Source organism: Lentilactobacillus kefiri, from assembly GCF_009739535.1.
Taxonomy (GTDB): domain Bacteria; phylum Bacillota; class Bacilli; order Lactobacillales; family Lactobacillaceae; genus Lentilactobacillus; species Lentilactobacillus kefiri.
Genome location: NZ_CP029971.1, coordinates 984,368 through 999,515, shown reverse-complemented (window position 1 = coordinate 999,515; position 15,148 = coordinate 984,368). Strand labels below are relative to the sequence as shown.

General features: G+C 41.8%; 16 protein-coding genes. 14 read left to right on the top strand and 2 right to left on the bottom strand.

Features of this window, described 5'->3' with window-relative positions; all coding sequences use genetic code 11:
• Window positions 1–220 precede the first annotated feature (220 nt).
• From aroF to DNL43_RS04845, 4 genes are all read left to right on the top strand, one after another.
• Window positions 221–1,237: a 3-deoxy-7-phosphoheptulonate synthase gene (gene aroF, locus DNL43_RS04860; RefSeq protein WP_056981418.1), complete on the top strand. Its 1,017-nt coding sequence runs from the start codon at window positions 221–223 to the stop codon at window positions 1,235–1,237.
• Entirely contained in the window at window positions 1,234–2,313 is a 1,080-nt protein-coding gene (gene aroB, locus DNL43_RS04855) for a 3-dehydroquinate synthase (protein WP_056981420.1), read from the top strand. The genes aroF and aroB overlap by 4 nt, the downstream gene beginning before the upstream one ends.
• A gap of 139 nt (window positions 2,314–2,452) precedes the next feature.
• Window positions 2,453–3,601 carry a hypothetical protein gene (locus tag DNL43_RS04850; protein WP_056981422.1) on the top strand — a complete coding sequence of 383 codons (1,149 nt, stop codon included), beginning with the start codon at window positions 2,453–2,455 and terminating at the stop codon, window positions 3,599–3,601.
• Between the two features lie 145 nt (window positions 3,602–3,746).
• Entirely contained in the window at window positions 3,747–4,529 is a 783-nt protein-coding gene (locus tag DNL43_RS04845) for a hypothetical protein (protein WP_056981424.1), read from the top strand.
• Between the two features lie 25 nt (window positions 4,530–4,554).
• On the opposite strand, the gene DNL43_RS04840 is transcribed toward DNL43_RS04845, so the two are convergent.
• The gene (locus tag DNL43_RS04840; protein ID WP_225364659.1) at window positions 4,555–5,280 is read right to left on the bottom strand and encodes a response regulator transcription factor; all 726 of its coding nucleotides are present in this window, start codon (window positions 5,278–5,280) and stop codon (window positions 4,555–4,557) included.
• A 186-nt stretch (window positions 5,281–5,466) separates the two neighbouring features.
• On the opposite strand from DNL43_RS04840, the gene DNL43_RS04835 reads away from it, so the two are divergent.
• From DNL43_RS04835 to phoU, 6 genes are all read left to right on the top strand, one after another.
• Complete coding sequence (locus DNL43_RS04835; protein WP_056981427.1) at window positions 5,467–6,360, top strand: phosphate ABC transporter substrate-binding protein PstS family protein; 894 nt, start codon at window positions 5,467–5,469, stop codon at window positions 6,358–6,360.
• Between the two features lie 267 nt (window positions 6,361–6,627).
• Window positions 6,628–7,551, top strand: a complete 924-nt coding sequence (gene pstC, locus DNL43_RS04830) for a phosphate ABC transporter permease subunit PstC (RefSeq protein ID WP_054768902.1) — start codon at window positions 6,628–6,630, stop codon at window positions 7,549–7,551.
• Entirely contained in the window at window positions 7,548–8,435 is an 888-nt protein-coding gene (pstA, locus tag DNL43_RS04825; protein ID WP_054768901.1) for a phosphate ABC transporter permease PstA, read from the top strand. The genes pstC and pstA overlap by 4 nt, the downstream gene beginning before the upstream one ends.
• Before the next feature lie 13 nt (window positions 8,436–8,448).
• Window positions 8,449–9,243 (top strand): phosphate ABC transporter ATP-binding protein PstB, encoded by a 795-nt coding sequence (gene pstB, locus DNL43_RS04820; protein WP_109249145.1) that lies wholly within the window; start codon window positions 8,449–8,451, stop codon window positions 9,241–9,243.
• 16 nt (window positions 9,244–9,259) lie between these two features.
• Entirely contained in the window at window positions 9,260–10,015 is a 756-nt protein-coding gene (gene pstB, locus DNL43_RS04815; RefSeq protein ID WP_056981429.1) for a phosphate ABC transporter ATP-binding protein PstB, read from the top strand.
• 14 nt (window positions 10,016–10,029) lie between these two features.
• Window positions 10,030–10,785 (top strand): phosphate signaling complex protein PhoU, encoded by a 756-nt coding sequence (gene phoU, locus DNL43_RS04810; protein WP_056981431.1) that lies wholly within the window; start codon window positions 10,030–10,032, stop codon window positions 10,783–10,785.
• A gap of 143 nt (window positions 10,786–10,928) precedes the next feature.
• Here the strand turns inward: phoU and DNL43_RS04805 are convergent, their stop codons facing one another.
• Entirely contained in the window at window positions 10,929–11,135 is a 207-nt protein-coding gene (locus DNL43_RS04805; RefSeq protein ID WP_057961378.1) for a hypothetical protein, read from the bottom strand.
• Between the two features lie 335 nt (window positions 11,136–11,470).
• On the opposite strand from DNL43_RS04805, the gene DNL43_RS04800 reads away from it, so the two are divergent.
• The 4 genes from DNL43_RS04800 (at window position 11,471) to DNL43_RS04785 (ending at window position 14,784) form a co-directional block, all read left to right on the top strand.
• Window positions 11,471–12,246 (top strand): IS5 family transposase gene (locus DNL43_RS04800; protein WP_094753971.1). Its coding sequence is split into 2 segments (ribosomal slippage): window positions 11,471–11,798 and window positions 11,798–12,246, totalling 777 coding nucleotides; the frame shifts between segments, so codons are not numbered across the junction.
• 319 nt (window positions 12,247–12,565) lie between these two features.
• Window positions 12,566–13,090, top strand: coding sequence for a hypothetical protein (locus DNL43_RS04795; RefSeq protein ID WP_225366620.1), 525 nt, complete (start codon window positions 12,566–12,568; stop codon window positions 13,088–13,090).
• Between the two features lie 25 nt (window positions 13,091–13,115).
• Window positions 13,116–14,183 (top strand): hypothetical protein, encoded by a 1,068-nt coding sequence (locus DNL43_RS04790; RefSeq protein WP_095345027.1) that lies wholly within the window; start codon window positions 13,116–13,118, stop codon window positions 14,181–14,183.
• A gap of 130 nt (window positions 14,184–14,313) precedes the next feature.
• Window positions 14,314–14,784 (top strand): hypothetical protein, encoded by a 471-nt coding sequence (locus tag DNL43_RS04785; protein WP_056981946.1) that lies wholly within the window; start codon window positions 14,314–14,316, stop codon window positions 14,782–14,784.
• The last annotated feature ends 364 nt before the right edge of the window (window positions 14,785–15,148 follow it).

Sequence of the window (15,148 nt, the reverse complement as noted above, 5' to 3'; positions counted from 1 at the left end):
CGCTTAGTGTTCACACCGGACAGGATGTGGGCACTCACTCACATCTTGTGCGGCCAATAGTATTTCGTCATGATTACTTACTTCGGTCACACAGTTATTTTTACAAAATACTGCGGGACCCATTTTTTTACACAAAATTTCGACTCCCGCAGTGTTAGGCACACTGTGGGAGTTTTATTTTATTCAAAATACGTCAAATACGGAAATGGAGATAATATATATGATTATTGTAATTAAGAATGGCCATGAAAACATTATTGATGAGATTAAGAGCCGCTTCACTGAAACCAACGAGGTGTTTGTTCATAACAACCGCGTGGCAATTCAGGGAATCAGTGAAGAAGATTTAAACGCTGAAGAAAAGAATGCGACGGATCTCATTATCGACAATGTCCCTGCTGCAGTTCAGGGAAGCCGACTATTCCATCCAGAAGATACCATCGTTACGACAGCTCATAGTCAAATTGGCGGCGACAACTTCACGATGATGGCCGGTCCATGTTCTGTTGAATCAGCTGATCACGTTATGAGAATGGCCGAAGTTGCTAAAAGTGGCGGTGCTACGGTTCTTCGAGGTGGTGCTTTCAAGCCACGGACCTCGCCATACTCATTCCAAGGCCTTGGTGAGGACGGTTTGAAATTCCTTCGGGCAGCTGCTGATGCATACGATATGGATGTTTTGACCGAAGTTATGGATCAGGATCACGTCCCAATGGTTGAACAGTACACCGACATTTTCCAAATTGGTGCTCGAAACATGCAAAACTTCTCATTGCTGAAGGCAGTTGGAAAAACTCAGACTCCAGTAATGCTAAAACGTGGAATGTCTGCTACGATTGATGACATCTTAAATGCTGCAGAATACATTGCTGCTGGCGGCAACCATAATATCATCATTACTGAGCGGGGCATTCGAACATTTGATAACAAATACACTCGAAACACGCTTGATGTTGGTGCGGTGCCGGTTCTTCAAAAATTAACCCATTACCCAGTGATCCTTGACCCAAGCCACGCTGCCGGTCATACCGAATTTGTTACACCCGAAGCATTAGCCGGAGCAGCAGTCGGTGCCAGCGGACTGGTTGTTGAAATTCATGACGATCCTGCCCATGCATTCTCGGACGGCGCCCAAGCACTCAAGCCAGACGAGTACCGTGCAATGGCTAAACAAGCATTTGCGATTCGCAACGTTATTACTACCCCAATTCAAGAAAAAAGTGAGGTCAAATTATGAAAATAATCAAAGTTGAGCTGCCAGATCATTCATACAATGTTGAAATTGCCAAAGGAATTTTAGGCTGTACAGGCCAGTTGGTTTCAAGTGTCTGGGATAAACGAAAAATTGCCTTAATTAGTGACAGCAATGTTGCCCCGATATACCAGGATCAAGTTGCAGAAGCACTTGAGGCAGTTGGTTTCATCGTTCATGAATACCAATTTCCTGCCGGAGAAGATTCAAAATCCCTGGAAGTATTAGCCGATCTGACCCGACAAATGGCAGCGGACAGCTTCAACCGCGATGATGGTGTCATTGCTTTGGGCGGCGGGGTGACTGGTGATTTAGCCGGATTCCTGGCTTCAACGTATATGCGTGGCATCAGTCTCATCCAAATGCCGACCTCATTGTTGGCGCAGGTTGATAGTTCTGTCGGCGGTAAAACAGCCGTTGATTTGGATTCAATCAAAAACATTGTCGGTTCATTCTATCAACCTGACTTGGTCATTATTGATCCTGACACGTTAACAACTTTGAAAAGGCGTGATCTCGTAGAAGGTTATGGTGAAATCGTTAAGGTTGCTGCCTTATCTGATGGTGATCTGTGGAACTTGGTTAAATCAATCAACTCACCAGAAGATATTTTGGCAAATGCTGAAGAACTGAGCATCCACTCAGTTCAGTACAAGACGGATATTGTGATGGGTGATGAAAAAGAAGGCGGTCTTCGAAAACTTCTGAATTACGGTCATACAATCGGCCACGCTGTCGAGGCGTTATCTGATGGCGGCTTGCGTCATGGTGAAGCCGTCAGCATTGGGATGATTGCGATGCAGCAGATTTTTGAAGACAAAGGTTTGGCGGTTCCCGGTATTACCCAGGAGTTACGCGAACGCTTGGAAGCAGTTGGCCTGCCGGTAACATCCGACCTGCTGAACTCTGACAAGGTATTTGATAAAATTAAAAATGATAAAAAGAATCGTGATGGTCATTTGAGCTTAATCTACGTCCATAAAATTGGTGGGCCTGTGATTAAAGCTATTCCAAGCGATCAAATTCAAGAATTTCTTGCCATTAAGGCGGTTAAGGCGTGATGTTTCATGTGAAACAATCTCGTGTAATAGAGCAGCATCAAGGATTTTTCATCCTTGGTGCTTTTTTGTGGAACAGTTAATCATGAATGAAAGAATCAATTTTCAATATGTAGTAAAATGCTACCCAGGGGGTGTTATATTGAAAAAGTATTTAGCTAAGAGTCTTGTAGTTGTTGTTGCAATGAGTGGGCTGTTTGCTCTCTCAAATGTTACGCAAGTCCAAGCAAAATCCGGCTATCGGATTACCAAAACAAAGAATTATTCATCAAAAACACCTTTTTATAATAAGGGTACTGCATACATGTGGAATGCTTCCCATACTAAGAAAATATTAAATATGAAAAATCATCCACTCACTCAGTGGTACCGGACTAAAAGTGTGATTATGAAGCATGGTAGTAAAAAAGCAGTTTACTACAAATTGGTTAATGTTTACAAACCCTGGAATGGATATGTTTGGCGCGGTAATCTCGTGAAAGGATATGGCCCAAAGTATTCGGGTCATTACCGAATCGGGTATTTCAAACTGAACCGGGACCTGCCGACTACGATGGAAGTAGATAATCAACCGGTCAAGGTGACATTGCCCAGCGGCACCGTTTTTCGTGGCGCGACCAATGTTTATAAACAAAAAACTTGGATTACATTGTCGGTTGGATCTATAAGCAATCATCTCTTAACCAGCCTTGGTATCCATTTAAATTCCAGTCAATTTGACGTCAGAAATATTAAGTTGCTGTATTCTAACAAAGACTTAAATCCAACTCCGCCAAGCTATCTGACGCCGATTAGTGCGCCCAACTTTCTCTTCCCAAGAACGACCGGTGACACGGATGGCAAGACATTGCCTGACTGGGCGAACAGTCTGTACATCGGGAAAAGTCAAACAACGTGGGGCGCTCAGTTACCATATCTGCGGACCACAACGGACGGTTACGTCGAGTATTATGGCAATATAACAGGTGCAACTCAAGGATTTTCAATTTGGGGGAATCCATTGGGAGTCCCACCAACTGCAAGCCAGCAGATTCTCGACTCTGAAAAATCAGGGAACACCTTAACGCTCTATTATGCTAATCATATGGAGGGCCTTCAGGATAACCAGGTCACGCATAATGGCCGTTCGATGTATCAATTGATCATTCAAAAGCAATCGGAACCAGTTGTTGTTAAAAACTATTATTCTGATGGCAAACTCAGTGAAAAAACAATTTACGAACAATATTTAGTGGGTGGTCAACCCTTCCATAATATGGATTTGCAATACGATTATGAATATGGTGATTGATTAATGAAGCAGCCAGTTCCGGTAATTTCCGGAACCGGCTTTTTATTTTCATGAAAACTGCCTAAAACTTTTGTCCCTATTTATAAAAAATGGTAACCTCAATATGTAGAGTTTTTTCGATTTATAAAAAAGGGAGGCGGAAAAATTGGCCAAACCTCGTCCGCGAGAACAAACATATGAATTTACAGATAAGCCTTCCTACCGGGAATGGCTGATTGAAACAGTTCGCGCCGCCTTACCAGACGGGTTGGAAGTGGCTGCCAGCAATTACGCCCGTTCAACTGCTAGTTCATATTGGTTAATTAAGGGATATGATGATCACCAGCAAGTTTATTGGATAACACTGCGGGTGGCGACTCATCGGCTGTGGCTTCAACACGCCCATCAAATTGAAGTCCTCTGGGAAGAACCGGGGACTTTTGGTGATTTATTTAATGCCGTTTCGGACAGCTTGCACCCGATTGCGGTTCAAGAGGCAAAGTTTCGACTAAGCCCGCTGGATATCGCGGTTCTTAATCTTCTAATTACTTTGGAACATCATAAACTCATCTGGTTTATCAGGATGATCCCCGATATTGCGAGGGCCCATAAAGATAAGCTGTTTGATTTGGATAGTGATTTTCTTGACTGTCAGTTGCTGTTGGGAGATCGCAATAATGCCAACAATCTGTTAATGCCGATTGACGTGCCGGCGTTCCAAAAGAAGCTTGCTGATTTCTTTGGTGAAAATCTGCTGTTTTCCCAGTTTACTAAGCACTCCCTGCTAAAGCTATTACCCACAAACCAATGGATTGAACCGATGCTCAATGAGCAGGGCAATGACGGTGAATGGGAGGATGAAATTCGGGCCGCGTATGGTCAGGACTTTGTCGATATTTGCCACCGTGAATTGAAACATCAAGAAAAAATGTATAAAAAAACCACTTAGTCAAAACTTGACCAAGTGGTTTTTGTTAATTTACTTGAGACTTTTGCGTGCCTTTATTTTTGAACAAGTACCCGAATCCCCTGATGGTTGTTAACATCTGGGGATTTTTTGGTTCGAGCTCAATTTTCTTTCTAAGATTACTGATGTGGGTATCGATGATTCTCAAGGTTGCGCCGGTGGTGTTGCCCCACACCGCAGAAGCAATCTGGGTCCGACTGAGAACGGTGTTGGAATTACTAACAAAGAATAGTAGTAATTTATACTCGATTGGGCTTAAGTTGAGCTTTTTATTCCCATTATTAACTTGGAATTTACTCAGGTCGATCTTGAGATGCCCAACGACGAGATTCTCAGATTCTTGGCTTTGCTGATTGAGTTGAAGATTATCTTTATTTTGATAGACCCAAATCTTTTGAACGATCCTGGCCACAATCTCGTTCATTGGTTCCCCAGAGATGTAATCATCCAAGTGGTAATCCAATAGGTAGGAACAAATCGTTTCCACTGAGCGTTGCTTCTTATCTAATAGAAGAATTGGTCCCGCAATCTGGCTGCGCAGGATTTGCAGTTCGGAATCATTTTCCGGTAGTTTGGTCGTTGTCAGGTCCCAGACGACTCCGGAAACCTGTTGAAGCAGGTGATCAAGTGGTTCAAACGAAACTCTGGTGTTAATTTGAAAGGCGGCAAGCAGCTTCTCAAGCTTATCCGCCAGCTTTAAATTTTGGCTGATCAATAAGATTTCCAATGGCATCCGGTCTTCCTCCATAGTAACAAAATTGTTTACATCTTAAGTTATGCCATACTTTTTAACAAAATTGGTCGGTTTTACGTTACTTTTACATAAACGAAACTCGATATTTACATGCTGTTGTTATATTGAGAATGTACTTAAATGAGTACTAAAAAATTTGGGTTTTCATTAGGAGGAAATCGAATTATGAAAAAAAGATCCTTTTTTTCAACTATTGTAGCAGTAGCAGCTGTTGGAGTTTTACTTGCGGGATGTGGTTCATCAAGCAGCTCAAAGTCAAAGAAATCTTCAGCTGATTCGAATGTCAAGATCACAGCCGTTGGTTCAACTGCTTTACAACCATTAGTTGAACAAGCAGCAAGCAATTATCAAAAAGCAAATAAAGGCGTCAACATTTCAGTTCAAGGTGGAGGTTCAGGTACTGGATTAAGTCAAGTTCAAACCGGCGCCGTTCAAATTGGTAACTCAGATATCTTCGCTGAACAACAAGATGGTATCAAAGCTAAACAATTAGTTGATCACCAAGTTGCAGTTGTTGGTATGACACCAGTTGTTAACAAAGATGTCAGCGTAAGCAACTTAAGCATGGCTCAATTAAAGGGTATCTTCACTGGTAAGTATACTAACTGGAAGCAAGTTGGTGGTAAGAATGAAAAGATTACCGTTGTCAACCGTGCTCAAGGTTCAGGTACTCGTGCCACATTTGAATCAGCCGTTCTTGAAGGTGCCAAAGCAGTTAAGGCCCAAGAACAAGATTCAAACGGTACTGTTCAAAAGATTGTTTCAACAACACCAGGTACTATCAGTTACTTAGCCTTCTCATACGTTAACAGCAAGCTTAAAGCATTGTCAGTTAACAATGTAAAGCCAACTGATGCCAATGTAACAACCAACAAGTGGAAGATCTGGTCATATGAACATATGTACACTAAGGGTCAACCAAACAAAGCAACAAAGAAGTTCTTGAACTACATGGATTCAGGCAAGGTTCAAGACAGCTTGGTACAAAAGCTTGGTTACATCAGTATTCATGATATGAAAGTAACTAAGAATGCAAGTAATGCGGTGTCACAAAAGTAGCAGAGTGTGAGTTGGGGCGGTTAGTAACCGGAGCCTAAGATGACTTTGGGTGAAATCGAGTTTGATTTCGCCGAAAGTTGGCTTAGGTGCAGGTTACTGCCCCAGGGAACACGTTTCCGCTAGGTAGCCTTAAATCGACTACCCACCAAACAAAAAACAAAACATCAAAGACCCAACGAAGGCTGAAGGCAAACCAAATGCCCTCAGCCTTCCTCAAGTTAAAGTACTCATTTAAAATTCGACTTAATGACAATTAGGAGGTCAATCATGGATGAAATAAAACATGATCTTCAGAATCCATCAAAAGCAACTCATCAAGATCTGTTTGGTAAAGGAATCACATATCTCTGTATTGGATTTGTGAGTCTGCTGGTTATTTCAATTCTATATTTCATTACGACACGAGGCTTGGCAACTTTTACCACTAACCATGTTAGTCTATGGAAGTTTTTGTCAGGAACCAACTGGAACCCAGCGTTATTGGATAAACACGGCAACCCTCAAATTGGGGCATTGCCAATGATTGTGACTTCCTTTAGTGTAACGGTTCTGGCTGCGGTCGTTGCGACCCCGTTTGCATTGGGAGTTGCACTGTTCATGACCGAAATTGCACCGGAAAAAGGAACGAAGATTTTACAGCCGGTTATTGAATTGCTGGTTGGAATTCCTTCCGTTGTTTATGGTTTTATTGGCCTTTCAGTAATTGTGCCATTAATCCGTCACTCATTTGGTGGAACTGGATTTGGTATTCTTGCCGGAACCTTGGTCCTGTTCGTCATGGTATTACCAACCATTACTTCCTTATCAGTTGATAGTATCAAGGCTGTTCCAATGTTTTATCGTTCAGCATCATTGGCACTTGGAGCAACCAGATGGCAGACTATTTACAAAGTTGTTCTGCGATCTGCAACGCCAGGTATCCTGACTGCCATCATTTTCGGAATGTCACGGGCTTTTGGTGAAGCACTTGCCGTACAAATGGTTATTGGTAATGCGGTCCTTATGCCACACGGCTTATTAACCCCATCATCAACATTGACCAGTCAGTTAACAACCGGTATTGGTAATACGACAATGGGCACATTACCCAACAATGCACTTTGGTCACTTGCGCTGATTCTACTATTAATGTCATTAGTATTTAACGTCCTGGTTAGAATCATCGGAAAGCGGGGGGCACTTAAAAAATGAATTCTAAAACAAGTAATAACATTGCGACCGGCGTTATTTATTTCCTGGTTGCATGTGTCCTGGCCATTCTGGTCTTCTTGCTTGGATACATTCTGATCACAGGAATTCCTCATGTTTCATGGCACTTTTTAACATCGTCGGCGCAATCATTTGCTGCTGGTGGTGGTATCCGGGACCAGTTATTTAACTCAATGTATCTGTTGGTACTGACCTTAATTATTTCGTTTCCAATTGCCTTAGGTTCAGGTATTTATTTATCAGAATATGCTCCTGAAAATTGGATAACCGGTGTTATTCGAACAGCTGTTGAAGTTTTAAGTTCACTACCTTCAGTTGTTGTTGGTTTGTTCGGTTTCCTGTTGTTCGTTGTGAACTTTCACATGGGCTTTTCAATTCTTGCCGGTGCGATTGCTCTGACATTTTTCAACTTACCATTGTTAACCAGAAGTATTGAAGAATCACTTCAAGATGTCTCTGAACTTCAACGTGAAGCCGGGTTGTCACTTGGGCTTTCACGATGGAAGACGATCACTGGAATCGTTCTTCCGGCAGCTCTTCCCGGTATCTTAACTGGAATTATCCTGAGTGCCGGACGGGTATTCGGTGAAGCCGCTGCCTTGATTTACACTGCCGGTCAAAGTGCCCCAACTGTCAATTATGGCGATTGGAACCCAATGGACAGTGCCAGCTTCTTGAACTTTATGCGACCAGCTGAAACATTAGCCGTTCATATCTGGAAAGTTAACACTGAAGGGGTTACCCCTGATGCTGCTGCCATTTCAAGTGGGGCTTCAGCTGTGTTAATTGTTGTAATTCTCTTGTTTAACCTGTTGGCCAGAATGCTTGGTCGTTGGTTATACAAACGAATGACAGCCACTAAGTAGGTAGGAGATTAATATGCAAGAATATGATTACAATAAAACTCACATTATTGATATTCCCCTTGAACTGGCGATGAAGACTGAGAATCTCCAAGTATTTTATGGCGACAACCATGCAATACATGATGCCAGTCTGGAGTTTCCCCGTCATCGAATCACAGCCTTAATTGGCGCTTCCGGTTCAGGTAAGTCAACGTATCTGCGGTGTCTTAACCGAATGAACGATCGGATTGCGACCGTTAAGGGCAAGATTATGTATCGTGGGATGGATATCAACACTAAAAATATTAACGTTTACGAAGTTCGAAAGCATATCAGCATGGTGTTTCAACGACCTAACCCATTTGCCAAATCAATTCGGGAAAATATCACGTTTGCCCTGAAACGAAACGGCATTAAAGATAAGAACGAGCTTAACAAACGGGTTGAAGAAAGCTTAAAGGCCGCCGCACTTTGGGATGAAGTAAAAGATGATCTTGATAAGAGTGCTTTGGCGCTATCAGGTGGTCAAGCTCAACGATTATGTATCGCCCGATGCGTTGCCATGAAACCCGATATTCTCCTTTTGGATGAACCAGCCAGTGCCCTTGACCCAATTTCCGCTGCGAAGATTGAGGACACGCTAATGGAACTCCGGGAAAACTATTCAATTATTATCGTGACCCACAACATGCAGCAGGCTTCACGGATCGCTGATTACACGGCATTCTTCCACATGGGTCATGTGCTTGAATATGACGTCACCGAAAAGATCTTTACAACACCACAAATTAAAGCAACCGAAGACTACATCTCTGGTAACTTCGGATAATAAAGGGGAATGGACAATGCCAAAGATAATTACAAGTAAAGATGTCCATTTGAGTTACGGCTCAAAAGAAGCGCTCCACGGAATCAGCTTGGACTTTGAGGAACATGAAATTACTGCTCTGATTGGGCCATCCGGATGTGGAAAGTCAACGTACTTGCGATGCCTCAACAGAATGAACGATTTAATCAAAGGAGTCAAAATTAGTGGCTCGATGAAGTTGGAAGGCAAAGATATTTATGCGCCAAACGTCGATATTGTTGACCTTCGAAAGCGGGTTGGCATGGTGTTTCAGCAGCCTAATCCATTTCCATTCAGCGTTTATGAAAATGTCGCATATGGCCTGCGACTCGCAGGTGAAAAAGATAAGCACGTCTTGGATGAACGGGTTGAGACCAGCTTGAAGCAGGCCGCAATCTGGGATGAAGTAAAAGATCATCTGTATGATAACGCCCTTTCATTTTCGGGTGGTCAACAACAGCGGATCTGTGTTGCCAGAGTGTTGGCTGTTCAACCAGAAGTGGTTCTCTTGGATGAGCCAACCAGTGCTTTGGATCCAATTTCCAGTTCCAAGATTGAGGATACTCTGATGAATATTCGTCATGAATATACAATCATCATCGTGACCCATAATATGCAACAGGCTTCACGGATCTCTGATAAGACCGCGTTCTTGTTGAATGGGGACTTGGTTGAATTTAGTCCAACCGAGAAGATGTTTATTCATCCTGATGATGAGAAGACCAGTGATTACCTGAACGGAAAATTCGGCTAGGAGGATTATATATAATGAGAGAATTATTTGACGACGAGTTAAAAAAACTGCATGGCCGCTTTGTGGAAATGGGCTTAACAATCAGTGAACAGATTTATAAGTCAACGACTGCATTTATTGAGCATGATAAGAAAGGTGCCCAAGAGGTTATTGATGCTGATGAAGAAACCAATACTGATGAAATGAAGTTGGAGAAGCAGGCTTTGAGCTTAATTGCTTTACAGCAGCCGGTAGCAACCGACTTCCGGGTTATTATCAGTATTTTGAAAGCCAGTTCTGATTTGGAACGAATTGGTGACCATGCGGTTAGTATCGCCCGTGAAACAATCAGAGTGAAGGGTAATCCGCGGATTCCCAAGGTTGAAAAAGCCATTGCCAAGATGACTGAAGAAGTTCGGGATATGCTGGAGAGCGCTTTGGATGCATACGTTAAGAGTGATGCCGATGCTGCTAAAAAGTTGTCCGACAATGATGTTAAAGTGGACGAACAGTATCTGTTGATTCGGGATGAAATTACCGATGCTGTTCAATCAGATACCGCAACCGTCACTGCCAGTTCAAGTTACTTCATGGTGATTAAACTCTTGGAACGAATTGGTGATCATATTGTTAACTTGGCTGAATGGATTGTCTACTCAGCTGCTGGACAGATTGTTGAACTCAATCCCGGTAAATCAAATCCAGAATTGGTCGATAAGCTCTATTCAGAAGCTGTTATCAAAGAAAAGGGCGATTCCAAGGACCAAAAAGATAATAAAAAGACTAAATAGTTTCGTCTAAAAAGGTGGCTGGGAAATTATTCCCAGTCACATTTTTTAGTGAAATTGAATTAATTTTATGAAACATCTGTTCTCTAATCAAATTCGGTATCAAATTAACTAATACCAACACTCTGAATTATATGTATCGCATGTTAATGGACAATTGCGGTCACTTTAGAAACGCGAGTCGCCGTATAACGTTGGTAGTAGTACGGTTGATGCTTGGGTTCACTATTGTCGTCGGTTTTTGTATAGCCAATCTTTATCTTACTCCAATTTTTATTAGGTGTAATAAAGATCCAGACAGCAGTGGATAAATCGTCATCATCTGCACCATTGAGTAGGTATGTTCCGTACACATGGGATGATAGCATCCATTTGCATCTAAGAGTCCCATTGACAGTATTCTTTATCACAAAGCCATCTTTAGTAGCATAAAAGTACATGTGTGTTTTTGTAGTGTTGGTTCCTCGAGAGACAGTCGCCGACCAGTATTTACCCTGAATTGGTGCTGGAATACCATCATGGGTTTCGCTAGCATTTGCTGCTGAGCTGAAGGTAACTGAAATTAATAGTACTCCTAAAAGTGATATGAGCCATTTCGTAAAATTATTTCCCCCTGCTAATTAGGGTCTGTCTGGAAACAAAATAATCGTGTATAATCTTGATAAAAAACAAATTGAGGTTTTCGCCGATGACAATTCCGAAACGTTATGAAATTACTGATGAGCAATGGGCCCGGATTGAGGACCGTTTTCCGCCCTATAAAACCGGACGCCCACCTAAAATACCTAATCGCCAAGTTTTTAATGCGGTTCTCTGGTTGCTAAAAAGTGGCGCCACCTGGCGTGATATTCCTGAACGATACGGTTCATGGAAAACCAGCTATAGTCGTTATCGTAGTTGGGTTGATGCCGGCTTGTTTGAACGGATCTTTAAGGATTTGATCGATGAACCGGATATGGAAAATATCAGCCTCGATTCAACTAGCATTCGAGCTCATCAAAAGGCCACGGGCGCTAAAAAAACGCCCGCTGTGACGTTGAGAATCAAGCCATCGGTCTAAGCCGTGGTGGTCGAACCACTAAAATTCATGCGGTGGTGGATGGCCTTGGAAATCCATTATGTTTTATCCTTACCGGCGGCCAAGTTCATGATAGTCGGGCAGCTGAACCATTACTGCGACAATTAGCTTTAGCCGGCGTTAATCTGATTGCCGATAAAGCTTATGGGACTAAGGAACTGCGCCAGTATATTGAAGCTGAAGGCGGTCAATATACGATTCCACCTAAAAGTAATGCCCAAGACAAGTGGGATTGTGATTATTACGTCTATTGTGAACGCCATTTGATCGAGAATTACTTTAATCAATTGAAGAATTACCGGCGGATTGCGACGCGATATGATAAACTAGTGCATGTTTTTCTACAAACCATTTACATTGCTTCAATTTTGATTTGGCTTAAATAGTTTCCAGACAGACCCTAGCTGTGTTGTTAACGGTGCCTTCTAAGAATGCTGTCAGGACGACGATGGCCATAACTGGTTCCTCATTTCCAGCAGCTGTAAAATGCAACCCCAAGTATGATGAACGAGCCAGTAAGTATACTCATGAAAATGTCTATATAATTCCTGAAAAGTATGCCTATTCCGTTGGATATGGATCTGACGTCAGAATGTTTACCGTCAAAACATATTTACTTATCTTTCATATTGCATATCCTACTCAACCGGAAGTGTAGGTGTCAGTGTTAAACAAACATCTAATAACAATTCGACTGTGCCAACTGTGAAGAAAGACGTAAGTCTCAAGAGTGATGTGGGGACATCAACCCGAACACCCAAAGAGAAGAAGAGTGTTTCTCGATCAACAGAATATAAAGAAACTACAACCAGCTATAAGGTCAAGAAGAATAAGCATGGCAAGAAAACTGTTAAGCAGCAAATAATTCGAAAACAGGTCGCTAAGAATACCAAGAAGGCTAAGCAGCCGAAGCCAGTTAGTGATAATTCAACTACCACTACGACGACTGCGCCAACTAGTCCAGCAACAAGCAACAATGCTGCCGAACAGACTAATACGCAAAGTCCTCAGACACAACCGACAATTACTCCGACCGAAGCACAAGCTAACCAAGATGCTCAAAACGCCAACATTCAGCTGCAGCCACAGTTAACGGAATCTCAAATTTCTGCTAACCAGGGCCAAGCACTTTATGACATTACCGGTGCCTTCTCGAATGTAGTTGGTCAGGGAACGGCAATTGTTAATTCAATCTGCGAAGTCATTTCGACCATCAGAAACTTGCTTTAAATTGATTTAGAGGGGGAGAATAACGGTGAAGCCGAACAAGTATTTGTTTAGAGCTTTTAGTTTAGTGGGCATTTCGTTACTGTCATTGTTGTTGGTCAGCACCACAGGTGCGTCGGCGCATGATTTGAGTCAGTATACTCCGGTTACGACTGATCAAAACCAGAATAACAACAGTGACAATAACGATGATAATAATAACAACGATAACAATAATAATGGTGGAGGCGGCTATATTCCGGGAGGAATTCCTGGAGGGGGAAGCAGTAATAATAACAATGGTGGTGGAATCTCTGCTGGTGGCGCAACGGCTGGTGCTACGACTAATAATGGGAGCAGTTCAGCAACCGTGGCAACAAATTCCCAAAATCAAAGTCAGACAACTAATAGTAATACAGTTACTACTGGAAATACAGTTAATACAAGTTCAAGTGCGGAGCAAAATGGCAATTCAAGCAGCAATGCACAAACGAGTACCGATAAATCTGCCCAAACAGCATCCACAAAGCCAAAAAAACAAAGCCCCAAAAAAGTCTCAAGAAAAGAAAGTCAAAATGATCGGATAAGATCCGTAAGCAATTCACAAAAGCGGTATGAGCACGTAAATCAGCGTGAAACACAAGCAAAGTCAAAGCTATTAAATAAGTATGCTGCCCATGCAAATGGCATTTTTCATCACAAAAAGTATTATTGGGCAGAGAAGCGTGTTGCTCCAAAGCCCAAGGGAAAGTGGAGAGTTCGTAAGAAAAGGTCTTATGTAGTAAACATTCCCAAATATATTAGTAAAGCGGGATCGGTTGTAATCAGTGACTACGTGGCTAGTAAGCTTGAAGCAAAAGGACATATGAGTAAAAGTATGGCATCGTTTATTGCTGGCATGCTTGCACCAGATTTGAAGAGAGGCAATAATTATATGCATGCTGAATCACTTCACAGGGCAAACAAGTATGTTTCACAATATAAAGATGTTATTTGGGCATATAGGCATAAAGGACGTCGCGGTTTTTTAGGGAAGTCTGTGCGCACCCAATCTTTTGTTAAGAAGTATAAAATTATTAAGATAAGGAAGAAGAGACCTTGGTGGATGTGGTGGTAAAGTAAAAAGTATGTAAAATTGACGAAATTAAATCTATTTTTAGAGAAGTACAAGGCACTCAATCGGTTGCTTCATCGGTTGCTTCAAATGAAGTTTAATGGAATGATTTCAGTTAGGAGGAGATTATAAGATGTTTAAACAAATTACAAGAATGATTCTATGTACGTTTTCTGTTATAGCAGTACTCTTAGTGATGATCTCTGGAGTTGCACATGCTAGCGATACAAAAGTTGGAATGCCAAGAGCACTAGTCAATACCTACTGGGTGACTCAGGAGCCGCGCAATAGCAGTACAGCTTGGAATTACTACCATGGTACAAAGGACACCTTTTCTCTTTTTAACCATGACGGTAAGAAAATTGGGGCAAATCATATAGTTTACATGAAATTTCATACTGGTTATATATTAGTTGGTGATTATGAAACAAACATAAGAAAAAATGTGTGGTGGTTTGTCCGCCCTAATAAAGCTAACCTACAAATTCACGTTGGTTACGATATTGTGACTAAAGGGCATACACCAAAAGGGCTTCCCAAAGATTATGTAAACAGCATTGCCAAAAAAATTTCCAAAGACAGATTTTTACAAGACTATAAATGAGCTTTTTCTAACTTCTTTGTTCTGTCCAATCGAATATCATTTGGTTTTGAATCAGTCATCGAGTCAGAGCAGTCCGATTAAATCCTTCGAGTTCCAGTACTGGGTGTAAGATATCGTAAAAGTTATGCACAAAGTAGCATTTCTTAGATCACACTGAAATAGCGGATAACTTTCTGTGTGGTTCTCGTTTTGCGGATTAATCAATTACAACAACGTTTTAAGTAAATATATGTACGTATCACAATACCTAGAAAGCAAAAAAATGAAGGATTAGTTATCTGGATAATTGTTATGTCTATTAAAGAGGCTCAAAATTTTTTTATTAATTCGGGTTCCGGGTTGGAACAGCCAGATTAGCCCAAAT

Bases quoted from the DNA above. Each gene is read 5' to 3' on its own strand.
- aroF (WP_056981418.1), top strand. From the start codon at position 221: ATGATTATTGTAATTAAGAATGGCCATGAAAACATTATTGATGAGATT.
- aroB (WP_056981420.1), top strand. From the start codon at position 1,234: ATGAAAATAATCAAAGTTGAGCTGCCAGATCATTCATACAATGTTGAA.
- DNL43_RS04840 (WP_225364659.1), bottom strand. From the start codon at position 5,280: ATGCCATTGGAAATCTTATTGATCAGCCAAAATTTAAAGCTGGCGGAT.
- DNL43_RS04835 (WP_056981427.1), top strand. From the start codon at position 5,467: ATGAAAAAAAGATCCTTTTTTTCAACTATTGTAGCAGTAGCAGCTGTT.
- pstC (WP_054768902.1), top strand. From the start codon at position 6,628: ATGGATGAAATAAAACATGATCTTCAGAATCCATCAAAAGCAACTCAT.
- pstA (WP_054768901.1), top strand. From the start codon at position 7,548: ATGAATTCTAAAACAAGTAATAACATTGCGACCGGCGTTATTTATTTC.
- pstB (WP_109249145.1), top strand. From the start codon at position 8,449: ATGCAAGAATATGATTACAATAAAACTCACATTATTGATATTCCCCTT.
- pstB (WP_056981429.1), top strand. From the start codon at position 9,260: ATGCCAAAGATAATTACAAGTAAAGATGTCCATTTGAGTTACGGCTCA.
- phoU (WP_056981431.1), top strand. From the start codon at position 10,030: ATGAGAGAATTATTTGACGACGAGTTAAAAAAACTGCATGGCCGCTTT.
- DNL43_RS04785 (WP_056981946.1), top strand. From the start codon at position 14,314: ATGTTTAAACAAATTACAAGAATGATTCTATGTACGTTTTCTGTTATA.